Source organism: Streptomyces sp. CRCS-T-1 (assembly GCF_024442335.1).
Lineage (GTDB): Bacteria > Actinomycetota > Actinomycetes > Streptomycetales > Streptomycetaceae > Streptomyces > Streptomyces koelreuteriae.
Genome location: NZ_CP101651.1, coordinates 5,632,110 through 5,652,895, shown reverse-complemented (window position 1 = coordinate 5,652,895; position 20,786 = coordinate 5,632,110). Strand labels below are relative to the sequence as shown.

Genomic DNA, 20,786 nt, shown 5'->3' with positions numbered 1-20,786 from the left:
GGGTTCGGGTCCGCCCCCGGACGTGTCCGAGTCCGCCTCCGTCCGGTCCGGCTCAGCTCTCCCGACCGGCGCCCCGCACCACCGGCACCGCGTCGAGCTCGATCCCGAACCTCTCCCGGTACACCCCCAGCACCTCCTCGTCCCTCTCCAGCTCCCTCTCCTCCCGCGTCCCGTCGGCCGCTGTCACGGTGAACTTGCGTCCGCTGAGCGTGATCCGCCCTCCTTCCTCCGTGACCCGCGAACAGACCAGCGACCGCGTGAAGTGCGACTCCGGCGACGTGCTGTGCCACCACGCCCCGGCCACGAAGTCACCGAGCACCCGCGGCCGCACCTCCAGGCGGTACTGCGGCCTGCCGTCACGGATCACCTGCAGGTCCGCCACCTCCACCCTGTCGTGTCCACCACGCACCCCGGCCGCGTCCGGCCCCGCCTCCACGATCCGGAACGTGCCCCCCGGGTCCTCCTGTTCTCCCCGCTCCCGGAACGCCAGCGGAAGATGGCTGTGCGCCCCGAATCCGACGTCGGCCAGCCAGTCGCCCCCGTCCACCGTCCGCACCCGCAGTGCGAGATGGTCGTACGGGATCCCGAGCCGCTCCTCGTCCCCGTACACCCGCCCCGCGAGCAGGGCCACCTCGTAGCCCAGGGCGGCCAGCAACGCCCCGAAGGATCCGTTGAGTTCGTAGCAGAACCCGCCCCTCCTGGCGCCCACCACCTTGTCCAGCAGCCGCTTCTCCTCCAGCACGATCTCCTCGCCGAGGTGGATGGAGAGGTTCTCGAACGGCACGGTCCGCAGATGCCGCAGATGCAGCTCGCGCAGCGCGTCGACCGTGGGCCACGCCGGGGGCTCGACCCCGAGGCGGCGGAGATAGGCATCGACCTGGCTTGAGTTCATGCCCTCAGTCTCGCGCCACCGTCAGCTCTCCGCCCTCTCCTACGACCGCCAGTGCGCCGTCCCGGTCCGTCCGCAGCACCGTCGCACCCCCGGCGCGCAGTGCCGCCACCGTGCCGGGCGCCGGATGCCCGTAGGTGTTGTCGGCACCGCAACTGATGAGGGCCAGCCGCGGTGCCGCCCGGCGTATGAGTCCGGGGTCCTGATAGGCCGAGCCGTGATGGGCGACCTTCAGCACGTCCACATCGGCCAGCGCCCCGGCCGCCGGCGACCTCGCCAGCGCCCGCTGGGCCGGGGGTTCGAGGTCCCCGAGGAGCAGCAGCCGCAGCCCCGCCGTCCGGACCAGCATGGCCACACTGGCGTCGTTCGGCCCCTCCGGCACCGGGTGGGCCGGGAGCACCTGCGGATGCGAGCCCGGCGAAGCGCCCGCCGACGGCGGTGGCGGGCTCGGGGGCGGCCACACCACCTGCCAGGACAGCCCGCCCGCGCGGCGCTGCTCCCCGGCGGCGGCGCTCGTCACGGGCACCCGCCGGGCCGCGGCCTGTCTCCTGACGAACGCGGCCTGGTCCGCGGGCTCCTCGAAGCCCGTCGTCTCGATCGCGCCCACGGACCGCCCGCGCAGCACACCGGGCAGCCCCGCCACATGATCGGCGTGGAAGTGGGTGAGCACGACCAGCGGAATCCTGGTGATGCCGAGTGCGCGCAGACAGTGGTCGACGAGCTGCGGATCGGGCCCCGCGTCCACCACCACTCCGGCGCCCTCACCCGCCGCGAGCACCATGGCGTCCCCCTGCCCGACGTCACACATCACCAGCCGCCAGCCCGGCGGCGGCCAGCCCGTGATCACCCGGGTCAGCGGCGGCGGCTGCACCACCGCCAGCGCCAGCAGCAGCCCGCAGACCCCGCACCACCACGGATGCCCGAGCAGCCGCCGCCCCACGAGCAGCACCACCAGAGTCACGGCCGCGAGCAGTGCCGCACCCGCCCAACTGCCCGGCCAGTCCACGCCCGCCCCCGGCAGCGCCGCCCCCGTCCGGGCGATCTCCGCGATCCATTCGGCGGGCCAATGCGCGCACCACGCCAGGGCCTTGGCCACCGGCATCCCCACCGGTGCCGTGGCCAGGGCCGCGAAGCCCAGCACGGTGGCGGGCGCGATCGCGAACTCCGCGAGCAGATTGCACGGCACCGCGACCAGGCTCACCCGCGCCGACAGCACGGTGACCACGGGCGCGCACAGCGCCTGCGCGGCGGCAGCGGCGGCCAGCGCCTCGGCGAGCCTGGGCGGCACCCCGCGCCTGCGCAGCCCGGCGCTCCACCGCGGCGCGAGCGTGAGCAGCGCCCCGGTGGCCACGACGGACAGCAGGAACCCGTAACTCCGCGCCAGCCACGGGTCGTACAGCACCAGCAGCAGGACCGCCGTCGCCAGCGCCGGGATCAGGGACCTCCGGCGGCCGGTCGCCAGGGCAAGCAGCGCGACGGCTCCGCAGGCCGCGGCCCGCACCACGCTCGGGTCGGGTCTGCACACCACGACGAACCCGAGACAGAGCGCTCCCCCGAGCACCGCCGTCCCCCGCAGGGAGATACCGAGGCGAGGCGCGATCCCCCGCCGCTCGGCATGTTGCGCCAGGCCCGGCGGCCCGAGCAGCAGGGCGAGCATGATCGTGAAGTTGGCCCCGGAAACAGCGAGAGTGTGTGTGAGGTCGGTTTCCTTGAAGGCCTCCTCCAGCTCCGGGGTGATCCGCGAGGTGTCCCCCACCACCAGTCCCGGCAACAGGGCCCGGGCATCCGCCGACAACCCGCTGGTCGCCTCCCGCAGCCCGGCCCGCAACCGCCCGGCGAGCCGCTGGGCGTCCGACGGCCCTCCCACCACCTCCGGTACGCCCTGATGCCGCACCCGCAGCACGGCCGCGACCCGGTCCCCGCCCGCCATCGCCGGCGCCAGCCGCGCGCTGACCCGCAGCCGTGTCGACGGCAGCAGCCCGAGCCACGGCGACCGCACCCGCTCACCGGCCGCCGACCACGGCTGCGCACCGCCGGCACCCCCGGCACCCCTGTCACCCCCGGCACTCTTGGCGCTCCTGGCACCCCGGTGGTCCGACCTCACGTCGACGATCATCAGCACCGGCGTCCGCGTCACCGCTGTCCCGCCACCCGCCTCGTGGACCCGTCGCACCTCGGCGTCGATCAGCACGGCGGTGGGAGCCACGTGATCGCCCCGGACCTTGGGGCGGGTCAGCCGTGGGTCGGAGGTGAGCTCGACCTCGGCGGTCACCGTCGCGTACTCCCGCGCCAGGCCGGGCACCGGCCCCCGGCGCAGATCCGCCCCGTGCAGCCCGGCCGAGGCGGCGGCAGCGGCGACGCAGAGCAGCACGGCGGCGGCCGATACACGCGGCCAGGACGCCGACCCAGCTCGCCGAGCCAGCGGCAGCAGCGCGACGGCGAGCAGACAGCCGGCCACGATGCCCGCGGCCCACCCCGGCGATGCGCCCAGCACCAGTGCCGCCGTGCCCCAGGCCGCGAGGGCGGGTGGCACGAGCCGCAGGTCGGTGGGGCCCTCCTGCCGAGGACGGGCGCTGCCGAGCCGCTTCCCGGAGGAGGCGTGCACGGACGACCGGGCCGGTTCGGGCGGCGCGCCCGTGGGAGTGGCCTCGTCGCGCCGCACCGGCGAGTCAGGTGCCGTCCTCATGGCCGTACGAGATTGCGCAGGTCGGCGAAGCGGCGGTCGCCGATGCCGTTCACGTCGCGCAGTTCGTCCACGGAACGGAAACCGCCGTGCCGCGTGCGGTAGTCGATGATGTGCTGCGCCAGCACCGGGCCGACGCCCGGCAGGGTGTCGAGCTGGTCGGCGGTGGCCGTGTTGAGGGAGACCGGAGCCGCCGGCATCGCACCGCCCGCCGCCGCACCGGCTGGGGCGCCTCCAGTGGCCGTACCGCCCGCCCCGGTTCCCCCGACGGGGGCCGGTCCGCCGACGACCACCTGTTCGCCGTCCACGAGGAAGCGGGCGCGGTTGAGACCGTCGGTGTTCGTCCCAGGCTTCACACCGCCCGCCGCGCGCAGGGCGTCCGCGACGCGCGAACCGCTCGGCAGCCGGTGGATTCCCGGCTCACGGACCTTGCCGCCGACGTCCACGACGATCTCGGGCGGCCCCGAGGCACCTGTCGTCTTCGCCGCCCCCGCGGGCACACCCGGCCCTCGCTCCTCTTCGGCCTGCCCGCCCTGTCCTCCCTGCTCCCCGAACGGCGCCGCCGCCCGCACCACCTCGGGCGGCCGCACCGACTGGGTCCGGCCGGTCCAGAAGTGCTGCACGGCGAACGCCGCGGCCACGAAGAGCACCACGCTCAGAGCGAGCACACTCCGCCGCTCCAGCCCACACCTGGTCTGCAACCACAGCGGCATCCGCTCCCGCAGCGCGAGCCCCGCCCGCTCCCGCCAGGCCCCTTCCGCGACCCGACCGGCCACTCCGCTGTCCGACTCAGCGAGGACGGCGTCGGCTTCCACGCCGGGCTCCAGGCCCGGCCGGAACCCGGATTCCACAACCGACCCGTGCCGCTCCCGCCCCTGCGGAGCCCGATCCCCATCAGCCGCCCCCACGGCAGCCGCCTCCACAACAGCCCACGAAGGCCGCCCCCGAGCCGACGGCCGCTCCCCCGGCTCCCCCGACTCCCGCCACTCCCCGACCGATTCAGCAGGCCTGCCCCGTTCTGCAAGCCCACCCCGCACCCCAGCCCCGACCCGCTCAGCAGGCCCAGCCCGTTCACCATGCTCCCCGAACAGCACCCCCGCCCGTCGACGCAACTCCTCCGCCGAAGCGTGCCGATGCCGAGCCCGGCCCCGCACAACCGCAGGGCGTCGACGGTGCCGGACGCGGCCGTCGGACGCGGGCCCCCGCCCCGGGCCGCTGGTCACCGTCGCTGAACGTGAACGTGATCGAAGTGCCATGCGACGAGGATCGGCCACCTCGGCCCACCCGCGATGATCATGGTCGATTCCCGGGGACAACCCCCCGGCTGTGGACAACTCCGCCACTCACACGGGTGATCGGAGCCGACGGTCAGAGCCCCGCCAGAGCCCCGTCAGTGCCTCACAGCAACGTTCACCGCGGCGAAACCACAACTCCCAGCAGCCCGGGCCCCGTATGTGCCCCGATCACCGCCCCGACCTCGCTGACATGCAGCTCGGCCAGCCCGGTCAACCGTGTCCGCAACCGGTCGGCGAGGGCCGACGCCCGGTCCGGGGCGGCGAGATGGTGGACGGCGGCATCGACCTGCCCGCTGCCCGCCCGCTCGGCCGCGATCTCCTCCAGTCGGGCGATCGCCTTGGACGCTGTCCGCACCTTCTCCAGAGGTTCGATGCGGCCGTCGGACAGTTGCAGCAGCGGCTTCACCGCGAGGGCCGAACCCAGCAGGGCCTGCGCGGCACCGATACGGCCACCGCGCCGCAGGTAGTCGAGGGTGTCGACGTAGAAGTAGGCGGACGTGCCCGAGGCCCGCTTCTCCGCGGCCATGACCGCCTCGTCCACCGTGCCGCCCGACTCCGCGACCTCCGCCGCGGAGAGCGCGCAGAAGCCGAGCGCCATCGCGATCATGCCGGTGTCCACCACCCGCACGGGCACCGGCGCCTGCCGGGCGGCCACGACGGCCGCGTCATAGGTGCCGGAGAGCTCGGCGGACAGGTGGAGGGAGACGATGCCGGTGGCGCCGGACTCGGCGACCTTGCGGTACGTCTCCTCGAAGACGGCGGGGCTGGGCCGCGAGGTCGTCACAGGGCGCCGCTTCTGCAAAGCCTGGGCGAGCGCACGGGTCGAGATCTCGGTGCCCTCTTCGAGTGCCCGGTCGCCGAGGACCACCGTCAGGGGCACCGCTGTGATGCCGTGACGCTCCATCGTCCGGGTCGGCAGGTAGGCCGTTGAATCGGTGACGATCGCGACATGGCGGGACATGAGCTGGAGGTTACCTGCCGTAGTGCCCGTGTGGCAGCCCGGGCCCGGTGCCCCGTGGCGCGAGTGGCCGGATCAAGTGGTGCTCTCGGGGCGGGCCTTCTTCTGCCAGGAGTAGGTGGGGCGCGGTCCCGGCGGGGTGATGGCAGGGCGGGCCGGCTCCTGCTCGGGGCTCGACTGAGGCGTCTCCGGCCAGGTCTGCCCGGCTGTGGTGGCGTCGGCGGCGGGCGCTTCGGGCCAGGGTCGCGAGGTCGGCTCGGGCTCCGGCGTCGTCCAGTGCCGCAGGGCCCCGGCCTCGACGTCGATCTGTGCGCTGAGCGTGTCCAGGTCGTCCTCGGCGAAGCGGCGGGCCCGGTCGCGGGCGGCCCAGCGCAGGGCGTCCGCGGACTGTGTGATGCGCTCGGTGCGCTCGCGCAGCCCGGGCAGCCGCTGGGTCAGCGCGCCGCGGTCCGGCTCGGTCTCCAGGCGCTTGAGCTCGTCGTCCAGCTCGTGGCCGTGCGCGCTGAGCCGCTGGAAGAGGCCGATGGACTCCTTCAGGGACTCGTCCTCGGCGACGGACGCGTGCAGCGCGTCCTGGGTGGCGCGCATCGAGGTGCGCAGTTTCAGCCGGAGCTGGGCGATTTCGCCCGCGGCGCCGGGCTGGGCGAAGGACTTGGCCCGCAGGGTGTGGTCCTCGACGGTGCGGCGGGCCTGGGTGAGGCCGCGGTCCACGCCGCGCTTGGCGGCACCGACCACCTTCACGGTCGCGTAGACGCCGAGCCCGAGAAACAGCACGAAGAGCAGGGCGAATACTGCGATCACTGCTTCCACCGGCTCCTCCTCAGGACATCGCGGCACACCTCACGTCGCTCTTCAACAGTAAACGCAACGGGCAGGCCCGGAGTTCCGGAAGAACCCCGAACCTGCCCGTAGAGGACCATCAGAGAACCACTAGGGGACCGCTAGGGGATCGCTGGGGGACCACCCCGAAAGCGGTCCCCAGGCCTCCGCCTCCAGGCCTCCGCCTCCAGACCTCCGCCTCCAGGCCTCCGCCTCCAGACCTCCGCTTCCAGACCTCCGCCTCCGGACCCCGCCCCTACGCCGGAACGATGTTCACCAGCTTCGGCGCCCGCACGATCACCTTCCGGATCCCGGCCCCGCCCAGCGCGGCGACGACCTTCTCGTCCGCCAGCGCGACCTTCTCCAGCTCGTCGTCGGAGATGGCCGGCGAGACCTCCAGCCGGGCCTTGACCTTGCCCTTGATCTGCACGACACAGGTCACGGTCTCGTCGACCACGTACCGCGGGTCGGCCACCGGGAAGTCGTGGTGGACCACCGAGTCCGTGTGCCCCAGCCGGCGCCACAGCTCCTCGGCGACATGCGGGGCCAGCGGGGCGATCATCAGCACCAGGGCCTCGGCGACCGGACGCGAGACGGCGCTGCCCGCCTTGGTCAGGTGATTGTTCAGCTCGGTGACCTTGGCGATGGCGGTGTTGAACCGCATGCCCTCCAGGTCACCGCGCACCCCGTCGATCGCCTTGTGCAGGGCGCGCAGCGTCTCCTCGTCCGGCTCGGTGTCGACGACCGTCACCTCGCCGGTCGTCTCGTCGACGACGTTGCGCCACAGCCGCTGCAGCAGCCGGAACTGGCCCACCACCGCGCGCGTGTCCCACGGCCGGGAGACGTCCAGCGGGCCCATCGCCATCTCGTACAGCCGCAGCGTGTCGGCTCCGTACTCGGCGCAGATCTCGTCCGGAGTGACGGCGTTCTTCAGGGACTTGCCCATCTTGCCCAGCAGCCGGGAGACCTTCTCGCCCTGGTAGAAGTAGGCGCCGTCGCGCTCCTCCACCTCGGCGGCCGGTACCGCGATGCCACGGCTGTCGCGGTACACGTAGGCCTGGATCATGCCCTGGTTGTACAGCTTGTGGAACGGCTCGGCGGAGGAGACGTGTCCCAGGTCGTACAGCACCTTGGACCAGAAGCGCGCGTACAGCAGGTGCAGTACGGCGTGCTCGGCGCCGCCGACGTACAGGTCGACACCGCCGTGCGGCTGCCCCTCGCGCGGGCCCATCCAGTACTGCTCGATCTCGGGGTCGACCAGCTTCTCGCTGTTGTGCGGGTCCAGGTAGCGCAGCTCGTACCAGCAGGAACCGGCCCAGTTGGGCATGGTGTTGGTCTCGCGGCGGAACGGGCGCGGGCCGCGGCCGTCGCCCAGGTCCAGCGTGACGTTGACCCAGTCCTCGTTGCGGGACAGCGGCGTCTCGGGCCGGGTGTCGGCGTCGTCCGCGTCGAAGGTGCGGGGCGAGTAGTCCTCGACCTCGGGCAGTTCCAGGGGCAGCATCGACTCGGGCAGGGCGTGGGCGATGCCGTCCTCGTCGTAGGCGATCGGGAAGGGCTCGCCCCAGTAGCGCTGGCGGCTGAACAGCCAGTCGCGCAGCCGGAAGTTGACGGTGCCCTCGCCGACGCCTGAGCGCTCCAGCCACTCGGTGATGCGGGCCTTGGCCTCGGCCACGCCCAGGCCGTCCAGGGAGACGCCTTCACCAGAGGAGTTGATGATCTTCGCCTCGTAGGACGAGAACGCGTCCTCCCACGTGGAGGTGTCCGTACCCCGTCCGTCCGTCGGCTCGACGATGCAGTGGATCGGCAGCTCGAAGGCGCGCGCGAACTCGAAGTCGCGCTGGTCGCCGGCCGGGACGGCCATGATCGCGCCGGTGCCGTAGCCCATCAGCACGTAGTCGGCGATGAAGACCGGGACCTGCTCGCCGTTGACCGGGTTGGTGGCGTAGGCGCCGATGAAGACGCCGGTCTTGTCCTTGGCCTCGGCCTGCCGCTCCACGTCGGACTTGGAGGCGGCCTGCGCGCGGTAGGCGCTGACGGCCTCGCCGGGGGTCGCGTGGCCGCCGGTCCACACCTCGTGGGTGCCCTCCGGCCAGGCGGCCGGGGTGAACTTCTCGACCAGCGGGTGCTCGGGGGCCAGCACCATGTAGGTGGCGCCGAACAGGGTGTCGGGGCGGGTGGTGAAGACGGTGATGTTCTCGCCGTCGATGGGGAAGTCGACGCGGGCGCCCTCGGAGCGGCCGATCCAGTTGCGCTGCTGCAGCTTGATGGCCTCGGGCCAGTCCAGCTCCTCCAGGTCCTCCAGCAGCCGGTCGGCGTAGGCGGTGATGCGCATGTTCCACTGGCGCAGCTTGGACTTGAAGACCGGGAAGTTGCCGCGCTCGGAGCGACCCTCGGCGGTGACCTCCTCGTTGGCCAGCACGGTGCCCAGCCCGGGGCACCAGTTGACCGGCGCGTCGGAGGCGTAGGCCAGCCGGAACTCGCCCAGGACGTCGGCCTGCTCGGCGGCGCTCAGCTCGCTCCACGCACGCGTGTGTCCCGGAACGGGCCGCTCACCGGAGGCGAACTGCTCGATCAGCTCGGCGATCGGGCGGGCCCGCCGGGCGTCGTGGTCGTACCAGGAGTTGAAGATCTGCAGGAAGATCCACTGGGTCCACTTGTAGTAGTCCGGGTCGATCGTGGCGAACGACCGACGCTTGTCGTGGCCCAGGCCCAGCCGGCGCAGCTGGGACTTCATGTTCTCCATGTTGGCTTCGGTGGACACGCGCGGGTGCGTGCCGGTCTGCACCGCGTACTGCTCGGCGGGCAGGCCGAAGGCGTCGAAGCCCAGGGTGTGCAGGACGTTGTGGCCGGTCATCCGCTGGAAGCGGGCGAAGACGTCCGTGGCGATGTAGCCCAGGGGGTGGCCGACGTGCAGGCCCGCACCGGAGGGATACGGGAACATGTCCATGATGAACTTCTTGGGCTGGGCGACGGCCTCCGGCTCGCCCGCCAGGTCACCCTTCGGATTGGGCGCGCCGTAGGTGTTGTCGGCGTCCCAGAAGTCCTGCCAGCGTGCCTCGATGTCGGCTGCCATGGCGGCCGTGTAGCGGTGCGGCGCCGCCACCTCGGCGGCGGCAGCGGGGTTCGTCTCGCTCATGATCCTCAAAGCTCCATCGATCGTCTCTGCCTGCGGCTGTGGGTTCGAGAAACGAAAAATCCCCTCGCACAGGAGGGGACGCCGCGCCGATTCCGGCCACTCGACTCGTCCGGTGGCCGGGACTGATCAGCGCGGCCCGCTAAGCAGAAGGCGTACGGCACGCATGGCGTTAGGGTACCGCAGGCCCCCAGCGCGCCGCGACGCGCTTCTGGACGGCCGTTCGGTACCCGAAAAGCTGAACCAGGGTCAAAGGTTACTTCGCGTAATAGTCACTAAGGGACATCGCAACATCCATATTGTCCTTTGATAACAACGCAATAACTCAAACCTCGTACCCATCGGTATGGCTCCGCTTAGAGTGCGGCAGCGGGACCGCTTTCCCGAACCGCTCGGAGTTGCCCCCATGAACCCTCATCGCAGTAACACCTCGCCATCCCCGGCCACCGGGACGCGGGGAGGCCGGCCGTGAACCCTTACGACTCCACGGCGGACGACTCGTTCGCCGAGTTCCTCAACTTCGGCGCCGGCGTGCTGTCCCTCGTGTGCCTGTCCTGCTCGGTGATCTGGGGACTCGTCGCCCAGGACCGGGTCCTGCTCGACACGCGCAGGCGCATCCTGGCGCAGGCCGTGCACCGGACCACGGCGGTCGCCTCGATCGTCTTCCTCCTGGTCCACATCGGCGTGAAGCTGGCACTGGCCCACACCTCGTGGGTCGCCGCCGTGATCCCCTTCGGGCTGCTCCTGACCGGTGAGGAAGACGCCACGGGCAGGGCGTTCCTCATCGGCCTCGGCACCGTGGCCAGCATGCTCATGATCTTCGTGGGCGTCACCGGCGCACTGCGCAACCGCTTCGCCTCCCCCGCCCCCGTCGCCGCCCGCTGGCGGGCCATGCACATGCTGGCCTACCCGGCCTGGTGCGCCGCCCTGGTGCACGGGCTCTACGCGGGTCGCGCGGCCAAGCCGATCTTCGTCATCCTCTACGGCCTGTCCCTGGTCGGAGTGGCCGCCGCCCTCGCCCTGCGCTCCGCCCCGCGCCCGGTCAAGCGCAAGATCGCCGACAAGTTCGCCGATCTCATAGGCCCCGGGGAGTCCTCGGCCCGCAGGGATCTGGAGGAGAGCCGGGCCCGGGCGACCGGCGGCTCCGCGCTGCCCGGCTACGAGAGCCGGGACGCGCCCCGCAGGCCCGCGGGGTCCCCGTCGGGCCCGCTGTACGAGAAGGCGGAACGCCCCGCGACCAGGGAGCCCGCGGGCGGATTCGCGGCCGCCTACCGGGCCGTCTCGACCCCTCCCACGGGCCAGCAGGCCTTCGCCCCGGGGCCGACCACCCGCATGGAACTGCCGCTGGACATGCAGCCCACCGAGAGCATCCCGCTCGTGGACGGCCCCTCCAGCACCTCCGGCAACTGGCCGATCCCGTCCCCGCCCCCGGTCGGCGAGGCCCCGCCGTCGGCCTACGACCCCCTCCAGGACACGGGCTTCAACATCCCGCCCTACGACCCCCTGCAGGACACCGGACAAAGCATTCCGGCCTATGGCAATCCAGGCGCCTCCGGCTATGGATCGAGTGACGTGTACGACACGGGTGAGTCGAACGCCGCCTTCGGCACGTACTACCCGAACGACACGTACAACAGCGGTCCCGCCACTGAAACATCGCCCGGTGCGTCCTACGATTTCGACGCTCCGGGCTCGGGCGAACCTTGGAACACGCCTTCCGGAGGCTTTAAGTGAACGAGGCTCTGCCCGACGTACCCGAAGTCCGCGTGGTCGGGCTTCCTCAGCTCACGTCGGGCTTCGACCTTGTCGATCGGCTCGATCTGCCCATGCATCTCAAGGTGCACGGGCCGCTCGAGCCGATGGGCGGCGAGCAGCTCGCGCAACTCGCCGAACGCATCAACCTGAAGGGCCGCGGCGGCGCGGGCTTCCCCTTCCACAAAAAGCTGCGCTCGGTCGCCGAATCGGCGATCAAGCGCGGCATCCGGCCGGTCGTCGTCGTGAACGGAAGCGAGGACGAACCGGCCTGCCGCAAGGACACGGTGCTGATCAACCGTGCCCCGCATCTGATCCTGGACGGCGCGCTGCTGTGCGCCGAGGCCCTGGGTGCCCGCACGCTCGTGGTGGGGGTCACCCGTGAGTCGACACAGCGCTCCATGGAGGCGGCGCTCGCCGAACGCGGCCTGAACAACGGCCGCCGGTCGGCGCTGCGCGCGCGTGTCCAGCGCAATCCGGTCCGTATGGTCACCGGCGCCGCCGCGTCGCTGATCCGTTCGATCGACGGCGGCCCGGCCGTTCCGCCGGGCCGCAAGGTCAGCGCCTCGCAGACCGGCGTCGGCGGCGCCCCCACGCTGCTGTCCAACGCCGAGACCTTCGCCCAGCTGGCCATCGCCGCCCGCATCGGCCCGGAGCGCTACGGCAACACCGGCCTGTACGACGAGCCGGGCACCGTCATGCTCACGGTCTCCGGGGCGGTGGCCCGCCCCATGGTGATCGAGGTCCCGACGGGCGTGCCGCTGCGCTACGTCCTGCAGCTCGCCGGCGCTCCGCCGGTGCCGCAGGGTGTGCTCACCGGCGGCTACCACGGCAAGTGGATCGACGCGGCGACGGTCAACGAGGCGATCGTCTCCCGCAACTCCCTGGACGCGGTGGGCGGCGCGCTCGGCGCCGGAGCGATCCTGCCGATCACTCAGGACACCTGCCCGCTGGGCGAGTCGCTGCGGGTCGCCCAGTGGCTGGCCGAGGAGAGCGCGGGCCAGTGCGGCCCCTGCTACCTCGGCCTGCCGGCCGCCGCGCGCGGTCTGGAGGACATCCTCAACGGCGGCGGCCCTGCCGCCCTGGAGGCGGTCAAGCAGGTCGCCAAGAACGTCAAGCGGCGCGGCGCGTGCTCGCACCCGGACGGCTCCGCGATGTTCCTCGAGTCGACGATCAAGGCGTTCACGGACGACCTGGCCGCCCATGTGCTCGGCAACGGCTGCGGCAGGCCCGTGGAGGGCGTTCTGCCGCTCTTCGAGGGCGGCAGGGCCCCGACGGGCATCCCCGGCGGAGCCGAGTCCGAGGAGAACGGCCCCAGCCGCCAGAAGATCTACGTCGACTGGACGCTGTGCCGGGGCCACGGCCTGTGCGCGGACATCCTCCCCGAGGTGTTCCAGCTCGGCGCCGACGGCTTCCCCACCGTGGCGCAGGCCCAGGTGCCGCGGTACGCCGAGGCCAAGGCGCTGCGCGCGGTGCGGCGCTGCCCGGCGCTGGCCCTGCGCCTGGAGGAGGACACGCGCTCCCAGGGCGCGCCGTCGTCCCGCAACCTCCCGGTGCTCTCCCAGGGCCGCGGACGGCGCGCGCTCGGCCGCTGAGCAGACGTACGGCGGGCTTCCCTCCGGGGGAAGCCCGCCGTACGTATATCCACAGCAAGAAGGCGGGCCATCCGATCGGATGGCCCGCCTTCTCATCTTCTGTGGAGCTAAGGAGAATTGAACTCCTGACCTCCTGCATGCCATGCAGGCGCTCTACCAACTGAGCTATAGCCCCTCGCGTCTCCGGGTTTCCCCGGCGGCGACGCCAACTTTACTGGCCCATCGGGCCCAACACCAAATCGGTTTCACCTTGCCTGAAATGACCGTTTTGCCGATTCTCAAGCCGTCACGAACGAATAGAACCGCTTGAGCGTGCAGTGCTCCTCCAGAAGCCGGCCATAGATCGGCTCGCCCTCCAACTCGCGGTACGTCTCGATCGGGTCGCCTTTTATGATCAGCGCCCGCGCGCACTCCTCGCACCAGTACTGGTAGTCGGGATTGATCGGTTCCATGTCACGGACGATCGGAGTCCCGCTGCCGCACCAGTCGCACTTCCGCCTGTGTGCACCCATCGATCAGCTCCAGCTGTGGCCGCAGGCCGTGCACACGTAGGAGATCCCGCCGTTGTCGCCGAGCATCTGGGCCACGTGCCCGGAACCGCAGGAAGGGCAGCTGAGGCGGGTGGACATCTGCCGTCTCAACGCTGCTCCGAGGAGGTGGTCGACCTCCTCGAGGATGCTCGCAGGCATCGCTACTCCTCCCGTCGGGCCGCGCTCCCTTCCGGCCGTTTGATTCTGCCACGGCCGGACCGACACGGTCAGCGACGCCTCAGCACCAGTCCGGACACGGCGCGCGTCGTGACCGTAGAGGTATACGCCTCAGCAGGCCCGAGTGACTCAACCGGGGGCACGAAAAATCCCGCCCCCTCGACGGGAACGGGATCTTGACGTGGAGCTAAGGAGAATTGAACTCCTGACCTCCTGCATGCCATGCAGGCGCTCTACCAACTGAGCTATAGCCCCTCATGTTCCTTCCCCGCTGGCGGGGCGAACAAGAAGAACTTTAGCCTGCGACCTGCCGGAAAGTGAAATCCGGGTCAGTCGTCGTCACCGAGCACCGGTTCCGGCAGGGTGCCGGCGTTGTGCTCCAGCAGGCGCCAGCCCCGCGCGCCTTCGCCGAGGACGGACCAGCAGCAGTTGGAGAGCCCGCCGAGGCTCTCCCAGTGGTGGGGGTCCAGGCCGAGGAGACGGCCGATGGTGGTGCGGATCGTGCCGCCGTGGCTGACCACGACGAGCGTGCCGCCCTCGGGGAGCTTCTCGGCGTTGCGGACCACCACGGGAGCCGCGCGGTCGGCGACCTCGGTCTCCAGTTCGCCCCCGCCGCGGCGCACCGGCTCACCGCGCTTCCACGCGGCGTACTCGTCGCCGTAGCGGCCGATGATCTCCTCGTGCGTCAGGCCCTGCCAGACGCCCGCGTAGGTCTCGCGCAGGGCCTCGTCGTGGGTGACGTCGAGGCCGGTGAGCGCGGCGAGCTCGGCGGCCGTGTTCGCGGCCCGTCGCAGGTCGGAGGCGACGATCGTGTCCGGCTTCAGGGCGACCAGCAGCCGGGCGGCGCGGCGGGCCTGGGCGACGCCGGTCTCGGTGAGCTCGACGTCCGTGGTGCCCTGGAAGCGGCGCTCCACGTTCCACGAGGTCTGGCCGTGCCGCCAGAGGATGACGCGGCGGCCCCGTCCCCTGCTGCCGGCCTCGCTGAAGGAGCTCACCGCCAGTCTCCGTCCAGCTCCGCCGCCTCCTCCGCCGCCTGCAGCTTGGCGTGCTCCTCGGCCTTGCCGCGGGTGGCCTTGGCGTCCTCGGGCAGGTCGAGCTCGGGGCAGTCCTTCCAGAGCCGCTCCAGGGCGTAGAAGACGCGCTCCTCGCTGTGCTGGACGTGGACGACGATGTCGACGTAGTCGAGCAGGACCCAGCGGGCCTCGCGGTCGCCCTCGCGGCGCACGGGCTTGGCGCCGAGTTCCTTCTGGAGCCGCTCCTCGATCTCGTCGACGATGGACTTGACCTGGCGGTCGTTGGGTGCCGAGGCCAGCAGGAAGGCGTCCGTGATGGACAGCACGTCACTGACGTCGTAGGCGACGATGTCGTGCGCCAGCTTGTCGGCGGCCGCCTGGGCGGCGGTGATGATGAGCTCGTGAGAGCGGTCGGTCGCGGTCACTACAAGGCTTTCGATCGGCGGACACTTGCCACCAAGGGTCTCACGGACGGCCGTGGGCCCCCCACGTGATGACGGGGATCACGTAGGGGGCGGACAGCTGCCTCCTGCTCGGACTACGGCTTGTAGTCCTGGCCGAGGACCACGGCGACGTCGGCGTTCGCGGAGATCTTGCCCTTGGTGACGGAGCCCGCGGGCAGGCCCAGGGTCTTGGCGACCTCGGTGGCGTTCGCCTTGTCGCCGGCGTCGGCGTAGACGACCTCGGACGTGGCCTGCGCGGCGCCGGCCGTGCCGCCCTCCTGGAAGGTGAAGCCGCCGTTGAGGAGCACGACGCGGGCCTTCTCCGTGTTGTCCTTCGCACCGGTGGCGTTCCGGACGGAGACGCTGACGGCGGCGTCCTTGTCGGGGCTCTTGGCGGTGCCGCCGAGGACGTTCCTGACCACGCTCGCGCTCGCCTGGTCGCTGAGGGTGCCGTCGGCCTGGACGGGCAGCAGGTCGGTCTTGTAGTCGCCGCCCTTGGCGAGGTCGGAGAGCCCGGCGAGGAACGAGCCGAGGTCCTTGTCGGTCAGGGACGGGTCCAGGATCTGCGCCAGGGTCTGGATCGTGGTCGTCGCGGCCCCCGGGTCGGAGGACACCTTGCGCAGGACGCCCTGCATGACCTGCCCGAAGCGCTCCAGCTGGGCGTTCTGGGCCTCGCCGGGGGCGCGGTAGGTGGCGTAGGCGACGGCCATCTTGCCGCTGAGGGTCTGGTCCTTGCCCTGGTTGACGAGGGGGGCCGTGCCCTTCTTCTTGGCGGCGGGGTCGGGGACGTCGGTGTCGGTGTCGACGTCGACGTTGCCGACGAGGTCGACGAGGTTCTGCAGGTAGGGGGTGTCCAGGCGCCAGGTGCCCTGGATGTCGGTGCCGAGGGCCGAGTCGAGCGCGTCGCGGGTGCCGTCGGAGCCGTCGTCCTCGACCGACTTGGCGAGGGTCGTGGTGGTGCCGTCGTCGCTGGTCAGGGCCAGGGAGTTGGGCACGAGGACGGTGGTGCCCCGCTTGGTGGTGGTGTTGTCGACGAGGAGGGCCGTGGAGGTGGGGGCGCCGTTGGTGTCGTGCAGGTGGAGGACGATCACGTCGCGCTTCTGGGCGCCCGCGGCCGTCGCGGTGCCCGTGGCGGAGTCGTCGGAGGACAGGCCGGGCAGCTTCCCCGCGTACCCGAGGTAGCCGATGCCGCCGGCCGCGGCGAGCGCGAGGACGACGGCCAGGGCGACGATCCGGCTGCGGGCGCGGCGCCGGGCCTCCTCACGGCGCTCGGTGCGGTTCTCGGTGAACTTCAGCCAGTCGATGACGTCTTCGGAGTTGGCGTCGGGTTCCTCGACGAAGGCGAACTGCTCGGTGTGGTACTCCGGTTCCGCCCGGGCGGGGGTCTCCTCGTCGGCCGGGCCCGCCTGCTGCGGGATGTGCGCGGTCTGTTCGGCGCCGCGGGGCTGCCGGTCCGTACCCGCGCCGGCCGCGTTCTGCCCGTAGGGGTCCTGGGACGCGGGGCCGCCCTGGTGGGTGCCGGTGGTACCGGTGGCGTACGGGTCGTAGGAGCCGTAGGAGGGGCCTGGCTGCTGCGGTCCGGTCCCGTAGTCGTACGACGCGGGCTGCTGCCCGCCCGTCGCGTACGGGTCGTAGCCGTAGCCCTGCTGCTGCCCGTGCTGTCCCTGGTGTCCCTGCTGGGCGTACGGGTCGTAGGTCTGGGTCTGTTGCGCCGGGACCTGGCGGTAGACAGGCTGGCCGTACTCGTCGTAGCCGACGAGTTCGTACTGCTCGGCCTCGTATCCCGCGGCCCCCGGGTCGTATCGGTCGTTCACCGGTGCCCCTCTCGGCTCACTCGCCGCGGTACAGCTCTCGCTTGTCGATATAGCGCACGACTCCGTCCGGCACCAGATACCAGATCGGGTCGCCCTTGGCGACTCTCACCCGGCAGTCGGTGGAGGAGATGGCGAGGGCGGGGACCTCGACGAGGGAGACGCCGCCCTCCGGGAGTCCGGGGTCGTTCAGATGGTGGCCCGGGCGGGTGACCCCGATGAAGTGCGCGAGGGAGATCAGCTCCTCGCTGTCCCGCCAGGTGAGGATCTGGGCGAGCGCGTCGGCGCCGGTGATGAAGAAGAGGTCCGTGTCCGGGTTGAGCGCGCGCAGGTCGCGCAGGGTGTCCACCGTGTAGGTGGCGCCGCCGCGGTCGATGTCGATGCGGCTCACGGAGAACTGCGGGTTCTCGGCCGTCGCGATGACCGTCATCAGATAGCGGTCCTCGGCCGGGGAGACGCTGCGGTGGCTCTTCTGCCAGGGCTGGCCGGTCGGGACGAAGACCACCTCGTCGAGGTGGAACGCCGCGGCGACCTCGCTGGCCGCGACCAGGTGCCCGTGGTGGATCGGGTCGAAGGTGCCGCCCATGACGCCGAGGCGGCGCTTGCCCGCCCGCGCGGGGCCGTCTCCGGGGCCGTCGGCGTCGCGGGGCTCCGAGGCCTCACGACGGGGCTCCGTGGCGGCACGGCGGGGCTCCGAGTGTCGCTCGGTACCGCTCGCCGTGCCCTGTGCCGGGTCGCGCGGCGTCTCGTTCGCCGGACCGGTAGGCATGTCCTGCTCTCCCATGCGTGCAGACCCTACCGGCCCCGCCTGAGGGCTCCGGCCGCCCCCGTGGTCCCCGGGATGCCCGGCGCGGGGCACCCTGCCGGGCTCAGCGGTCGCGGTTGAAGCGGGTGGTGATCCACAGCAGGAGCAGCAGGATGAAGAGGGCGGCGCCACCGGTGAGGTAGGGGCTCAGGCTCTCGTGGTTTCCGCCGTGCTCCTCGCCCTCGGCGGCGAGGGTGACCAACTGGGCAGCGGTGCTGTGGAAGCTCATCTTCGGCAGGACCTATCGCGTGTGGGCGGCATAAAGACGTCGGCTCATCGTAAGCGGGCGCCCCGAACGCGATCACCCCGACTCCGCATGTCGGTGCCGGGGAACCTTCCCGGTGCCTCAGTCGTCCTTCCGTCCGTAGCCGCGCAACAGGAACCACCCGGTCAGCACACAGCCCACGATCATCACGATGAGGACGATCCGGAGCATCCCCGGTCCTTGCCGCTCGGCGGCGCTCGCGGCCTCGGCGAGCCAGGCGGATGAGGGGTGGTGCTCCATGACGGTGGTTCCCTTCGCTGTACTGCCCGACCACCGTAACTCCGCCTAGGCTGGGCTCTGCCTCGGGGAAGCAAAAGGCCGCACAAGGGGCCGCAAAGGTCACACAGACGCATGGGGGAAGACATGTCCGACGGCCACGAGCACAGCGGGCACGAGCACGTGCCCAGCAGGCAGCGCAGGCGCTTCCCCGGAATCTCCTCGCGCACGTACGAGCATCCGGCCGACCGCTCCGCCCTGGTGGCGCTGCGCAAGCTGAGCGGTTTCGACACGGTGTTCAAGGCGCTCAGCGGTCTGCTGCCCGAGCGCAGTCTCCGGCTGCTGTTCCTCTCCGACTCGGTGCGCGTCTCGGACCAGCAGTTCTCCCATCTGAACGTGATGCTTCGGGACGCCTGCTACATCCTGGACCTGGAGAAGGTCCCGCCGATGTACGTGAACCAGGACCCGACGCCGAACGCGATGTGCATCGGCCTGGACGAGCCGATCATCGTCGTCACCACCGGCCTCGTCGAGCTGCTCGACGAGGAGGAGATGCGGGCGGTCGTCGGCCACGAGGTGGGGCACGCGCTGTCCGGCCACTCGGTCTACCGGACGATCCTGCTGTTCCTGACCAGCCTCGCCGTCCGGGTCGCCTGGATCCCGCTGGGCAACCTCGCGATCATGGCGATCGTGACCGGGCTGCGGGAGTGGTTCCGCAAGTCGGAGCTGTCGGCGGACCGGGCCGGGCTGCTGGTCGGGCAGGACCTGACGGCCTCCATGCGGGGCCTGATGAAGATCGCGGGCGGCAACCACCTGCACGAGATGAACGTGGACGCTTTCCTCGCCCAGGCCGAGGAGTACGAGGCCGGGGGCGACCTGCGGGACTCCGTGCTGAAGATCCTGAACGTGCTGCCCCGCTCCCACCCCTTCACCACCGTGCGCGCGGCCGAGCTGAAGAAGTGGGCCGAGTCGCGGGACTACCAGCGGATCATGGACGGCCACTACCCGCGGCGCGACGAGGACAAGGACACCTCGGTCCGGGACTCCTGGCGGGACTCGGCGAACCACTACACGAGCCATGTGAAGAGCTCCAAGGACCCGCTGATGAAGCTGGTCACGGACCTCGCCGGCGGCGCCGGTGACCTGGGCGACCGCGTCCGCCGGGGCTTCGGCGGCTTCACGAACTCCGCTCCCGAGGCGCCACAGGACCCGCAGGGTCCGCAGGGTCCGCAGGGTCCGCAGACACCGGGTACGTCGGACTCCCCGGGGGACGACCAGCCGCCGCGCGACAAGGGCTGAGGCGCCCGAGCAGCCCCGCCCCCGTCTCACACCTTCGGCTGCGCGCTCGTCGCCAAGGAACCGCACAGGGCCGTCGCACTGCCCGTGGCATAGGGGTCCGTGCCGGCGGGGCCGCCCTCCTTGGCCGTCTGGCCGGCCAGGAGGGGGCGCAGATGGTTCGTGGAGTCCTCGGCGCAGGAGAGCGGCCCGGCCTGGACGTAGGAGACGACGAGCTGGCCCTGGTGCAGGCGCAGGTCGTCGCGGTCGAAGCGGAAGTGCAGCTCGCGCCGGACGGTGAACAGGGACACCTCGGCCTTGTCGTCGGCCCCGGCCGGCCGCAGCGCGTACACGAAGGTGTGGTCGGCGGTGACCTCGAGCGTGGACGAGTCGGCCTCGGCCGCCTGCAGCGTGCCCTGGACCCGCACCTTGCGGTCGGCCAGCTCCGCGCGGGTGGGGTCGAAGCGGACCAGCCAGCCCGTGGGCGCGTGGCGTCCGTCCGCGGTGGGGCGGGAGAAGCTCTGGTCGAACTGGCCGAGCTGATCGGGGTCGAGCAGGACACGGACCGCCCGGACCTCACCGCCGGTGAGCACCTCCGGGTCGAGGGCGGAGCGGACGATGTAGTCCTTGGCGGTGGACAGGGCGGAGACGACCTGGCTGTCCGAGAAGTGCGCGGTGCGCCGGGAGGCGGGCAGCGGCACACCCTCCGCGCCGCTCTTGAACTGTGCGGCGGGGCTGTGCTCGTACAAGTAGGCCGGGTCGGGCGTGCCGGGCACCTTGCCCTCGGGGGCGAGCGGGATGACGGTCATCCGCAGCGGCTCGGCGGGCTCCTGGGCGGCTGGGGTCTGGTAGGGGTGCCGTACCCCCATGTAGATCGCGGTGCCGAAGGCGATGGCGATCAGCAGGACCAGGACCAGTGCCTGCCGGGACAGACCCCGGCGCAGGGGCGGGCGGCGGCGCACGGCGGGCGCGTGGTCGGCGATGCGCTCCTGGGCTGAGAATTCCTGGAGGCGGGCAGCACGGATGAACGATTCGTCGAAGACGACGGATCGATACTCGTCCTCTCCACCTCCGGGAGCCCCTTCGGGCGCCCCCTCAGGTGGGTCTCCAGGCCCGCCCATATCTTC

Annotated in this window: 18 protein-coding genes and 2 tRNA genes; 3 read left to right on the top strand and 17 right to left on the bottom strand. The window is 71.6% G+C overall.

Going from position 1 to position 20,786, the window contains the following annotated elements:
- Positions 1–52: 52 nt before the first annotated feature.
- From NNW99_RS25630 to leuS, 6 genes are all read right to left on the bottom strand, one after another.
- A complete protein-coding gene (locus NNW99_RS25630) occupies positions 53–892 on the bottom strand; it encodes an arylamine N-acetyltransferase (RefSeq protein ID WP_215121463.1) in 840 nt (279 codons plus the stop codon).
- A gap of 4 nt (positions 893–896) precedes the next feature.
- A complete protein-coding gene (locus NNW99_RS25625) occupies positions 897–3,575 on the bottom strand; it encodes a ComEC/Rec2 family competence protein (protein ID WP_215121462.1) in 2,679 nt (892 codons plus the stop codon).
- Positions 3,572–4,828, bottom strand: coding sequence for a ComEA family DNA-binding protein (locus NNW99_RS25620; protein ID WP_215121461.1), 1,257 nt, complete (start codon positions 4,826–4,828; stop codon positions 3,572–3,574). The genes NNW99_RS25625 and NNW99_RS25620 overlap by 4 nt, the downstream gene beginning before the upstream one ends.
- Positions 4,829–4,982: 154 nt before the next feature.
- Positions 4,983–5,828: a DegV family protein gene (locus tag NNW99_RS25615; RefSeq protein ID WP_215121460.1), complete on the bottom strand. Its 846-nt coding sequence runs from the start codon at positions 5,826–5,828 to the stop codon at positions 4,983–4,985.
- 72 nt (positions 5,829–5,900) lie between these two features.
- Positions 5,901–6,635, bottom strand: a complete 735-nt coding sequence (locus NNW99_RS25610; RefSeq protein ID WP_215121459.1) for a hypothetical protein — start codon at positions 6,633–6,635, stop codon at positions 5,901–5,903.
- A 265-nt stretch (positions 6,636–6,900) separates the two neighbouring features.
- Positions 6,901–9,780, bottom strand: a complete 2,880-nt coding sequence (gene leuS, locus NNW99_RS25605) for a leucine--tRNA ligase (RefSeq protein WP_215121458.1) — start codon at positions 9,778–9,780, stop codon at positions 6,901–6,903.
- Positions 9,781–10,245: 465 nt separating this feature from the next.
- Between leuS and NNW99_RS25600 the strand changes: the two genes are divergently transcribed.
- Together NNW99_RS25600 and NNW99_RS25595 are read left to right on the top strand one after the other, a co-directional pair.
- On the top strand, positions 10,246–11,511 hold the full coding sequence (locus NNW99_RS25600; protein ID WP_215121457.1) for a cytochrome b/b6 domain-containing protein: 1,266 nt from the start codon (positions 10,246–10,248) through the stop codon (positions 11,509–11,511).
- A complete protein-coding gene (locus tag NNW99_RS25595; RefSeq protein WP_215121456.1) occupies positions 11,508–13,124 on the top strand; it encodes an NADH-quinone oxidoreductase subunit NuoF family protein in 1,617 nt (538 codons plus the stop codon). Before NNW99_RS25600 ends, NNW99_RS25595 begins: the two co-directional genes overlap by 4 nt.
- 102 nt (positions 13,125–13,226) lie before the next feature.
- Here the strand turns inward: NNW99_RS25595 and NNW99_RS25590 are convergent.
- From NNW99_RS25590 to NNW99_RS25545, 10 genes are all read right to left on the bottom strand, one after another.
- Positions 13,227–13,299: transfer RNA gene (locus NNW99_RS25590), tRNA-Ala, on the bottom strand.
- Positions 13,300–13,402: 103 nt separating this feature from the next.
- A complete protein-coding gene (locus NNW99_RS25585) occupies positions 13,403–13,636 on the bottom strand; it encodes a hypothetical protein (RefSeq protein WP_006136074.1) in 234 nt (77 codons plus the stop codon).
- A 3-nt stretch (positions 13,637–13,639) separates the two neighbouring features.
- Complete coding sequence (locus tag NNW99_RS25580; RefSeq protein ID WP_215121455.1) at positions 13,640–13,813, bottom strand: hypothetical protein; 174 nt, start codon at positions 13,811–13,813, stop codon at positions 13,640–13,642.
- A gap of 200 nt (positions 13,814–14,013) precedes the next feature.
- Positions 14,014–14,086, bottom strand: a tRNA-Ala gene (locus tag NNW99_RS25575).
- A gap of 74 nt (positions 14,087–14,160) precedes the next feature.
- Positions 14,161–14,832: a histidine phosphatase family protein gene (locus tag NNW99_RS25570; RefSeq protein WP_215124457.1), complete on the bottom strand. Its 672-nt coding sequence runs from the start codon at positions 14,830–14,832 to the stop codon at positions 14,161–14,163.
- Complete coding sequence (gene rsfS, locus NNW99_RS25565; RefSeq protein WP_215121454.1) at positions 14,823–15,269, bottom strand: ribosome silencing factor; 447 nt, start codon at positions 15,267–15,269, stop codon at positions 14,823–14,825. The genes NNW99_RS25570 and rsfS overlap by 10 nt, the downstream gene beginning before the upstream one ends.
- 113 nt (positions 15,270–15,382) lie before the next feature.
- Positions 15,383–17,101 carry an LCP family protein gene (locus NNW99_RS25560; protein WP_215121453.1) on the bottom strand — a complete coding sequence of 573 codons (1,719 nt, stop codon included), beginning with the start codon at positions 17,099–17,101 and terminating at the stop codon, positions 15,383–15,385.
- Positions 17,102–17,117: 16 nt separating this feature from the next.
- Complete coding sequence (nadD, locus tag NNW99_RS25555) at positions 17,118–17,882, bottom strand: nicotinate-nucleotide adenylyltransferase (protein ID WP_215121452.1); 765 nt, start codon at positions 17,880–17,882, stop codon at positions 17,118–17,120.
- 85 nt (positions 17,883–17,967) lie between these two features.
- Positions 17,968–18,132, bottom strand: coding sequence for a hypothetical protein (locus NNW99_RS25550; protein WP_094057638.1), 165 nt, complete (start codon positions 18,130–18,132; stop codon positions 17,968–17,970).
- 117 nt (positions 18,133–18,249) lie between these two features.
- A complete protein-coding gene (locus tag NNW99_RS25545) occupies positions 18,250–18,408 on the bottom strand; it encodes a hypothetical protein (protein WP_215121451.1) in 159 nt (52 codons plus the stop codon).
- 123 nt (positions 18,409–18,531) lie between these two features.
- On the opposite strand from NNW99_RS25545, the gene NNW99_RS25540 reads away from it, so the two are divergent.
- Positions 18,532–19,683 carry a M48 family metallopeptidase gene (locus NNW99_RS25540; protein WP_215124456.1) on the top strand — a complete coding sequence of 384 codons (1,152 nt, stop codon included), beginning with the start codon at positions 18,532–18,534 and terminating at the stop codon, positions 19,681–19,683.
- Between the two features lie 26 nt (positions 19,684–19,709).
- On the opposite strand, the gene NNW99_RS25535 is transcribed toward NNW99_RS25540, so the two are convergent.
- Complete coding sequence (locus NNW99_RS25535) at positions 19,710–20,780, bottom strand: hypothetical protein (RefSeq protein WP_215121450.1); 1,071 nt, start codon at positions 20,778–20,780, stop codon at positions 19,710–19,712.
- Positions 20,781–20,786 lie beyond the last annotated feature (6 nt).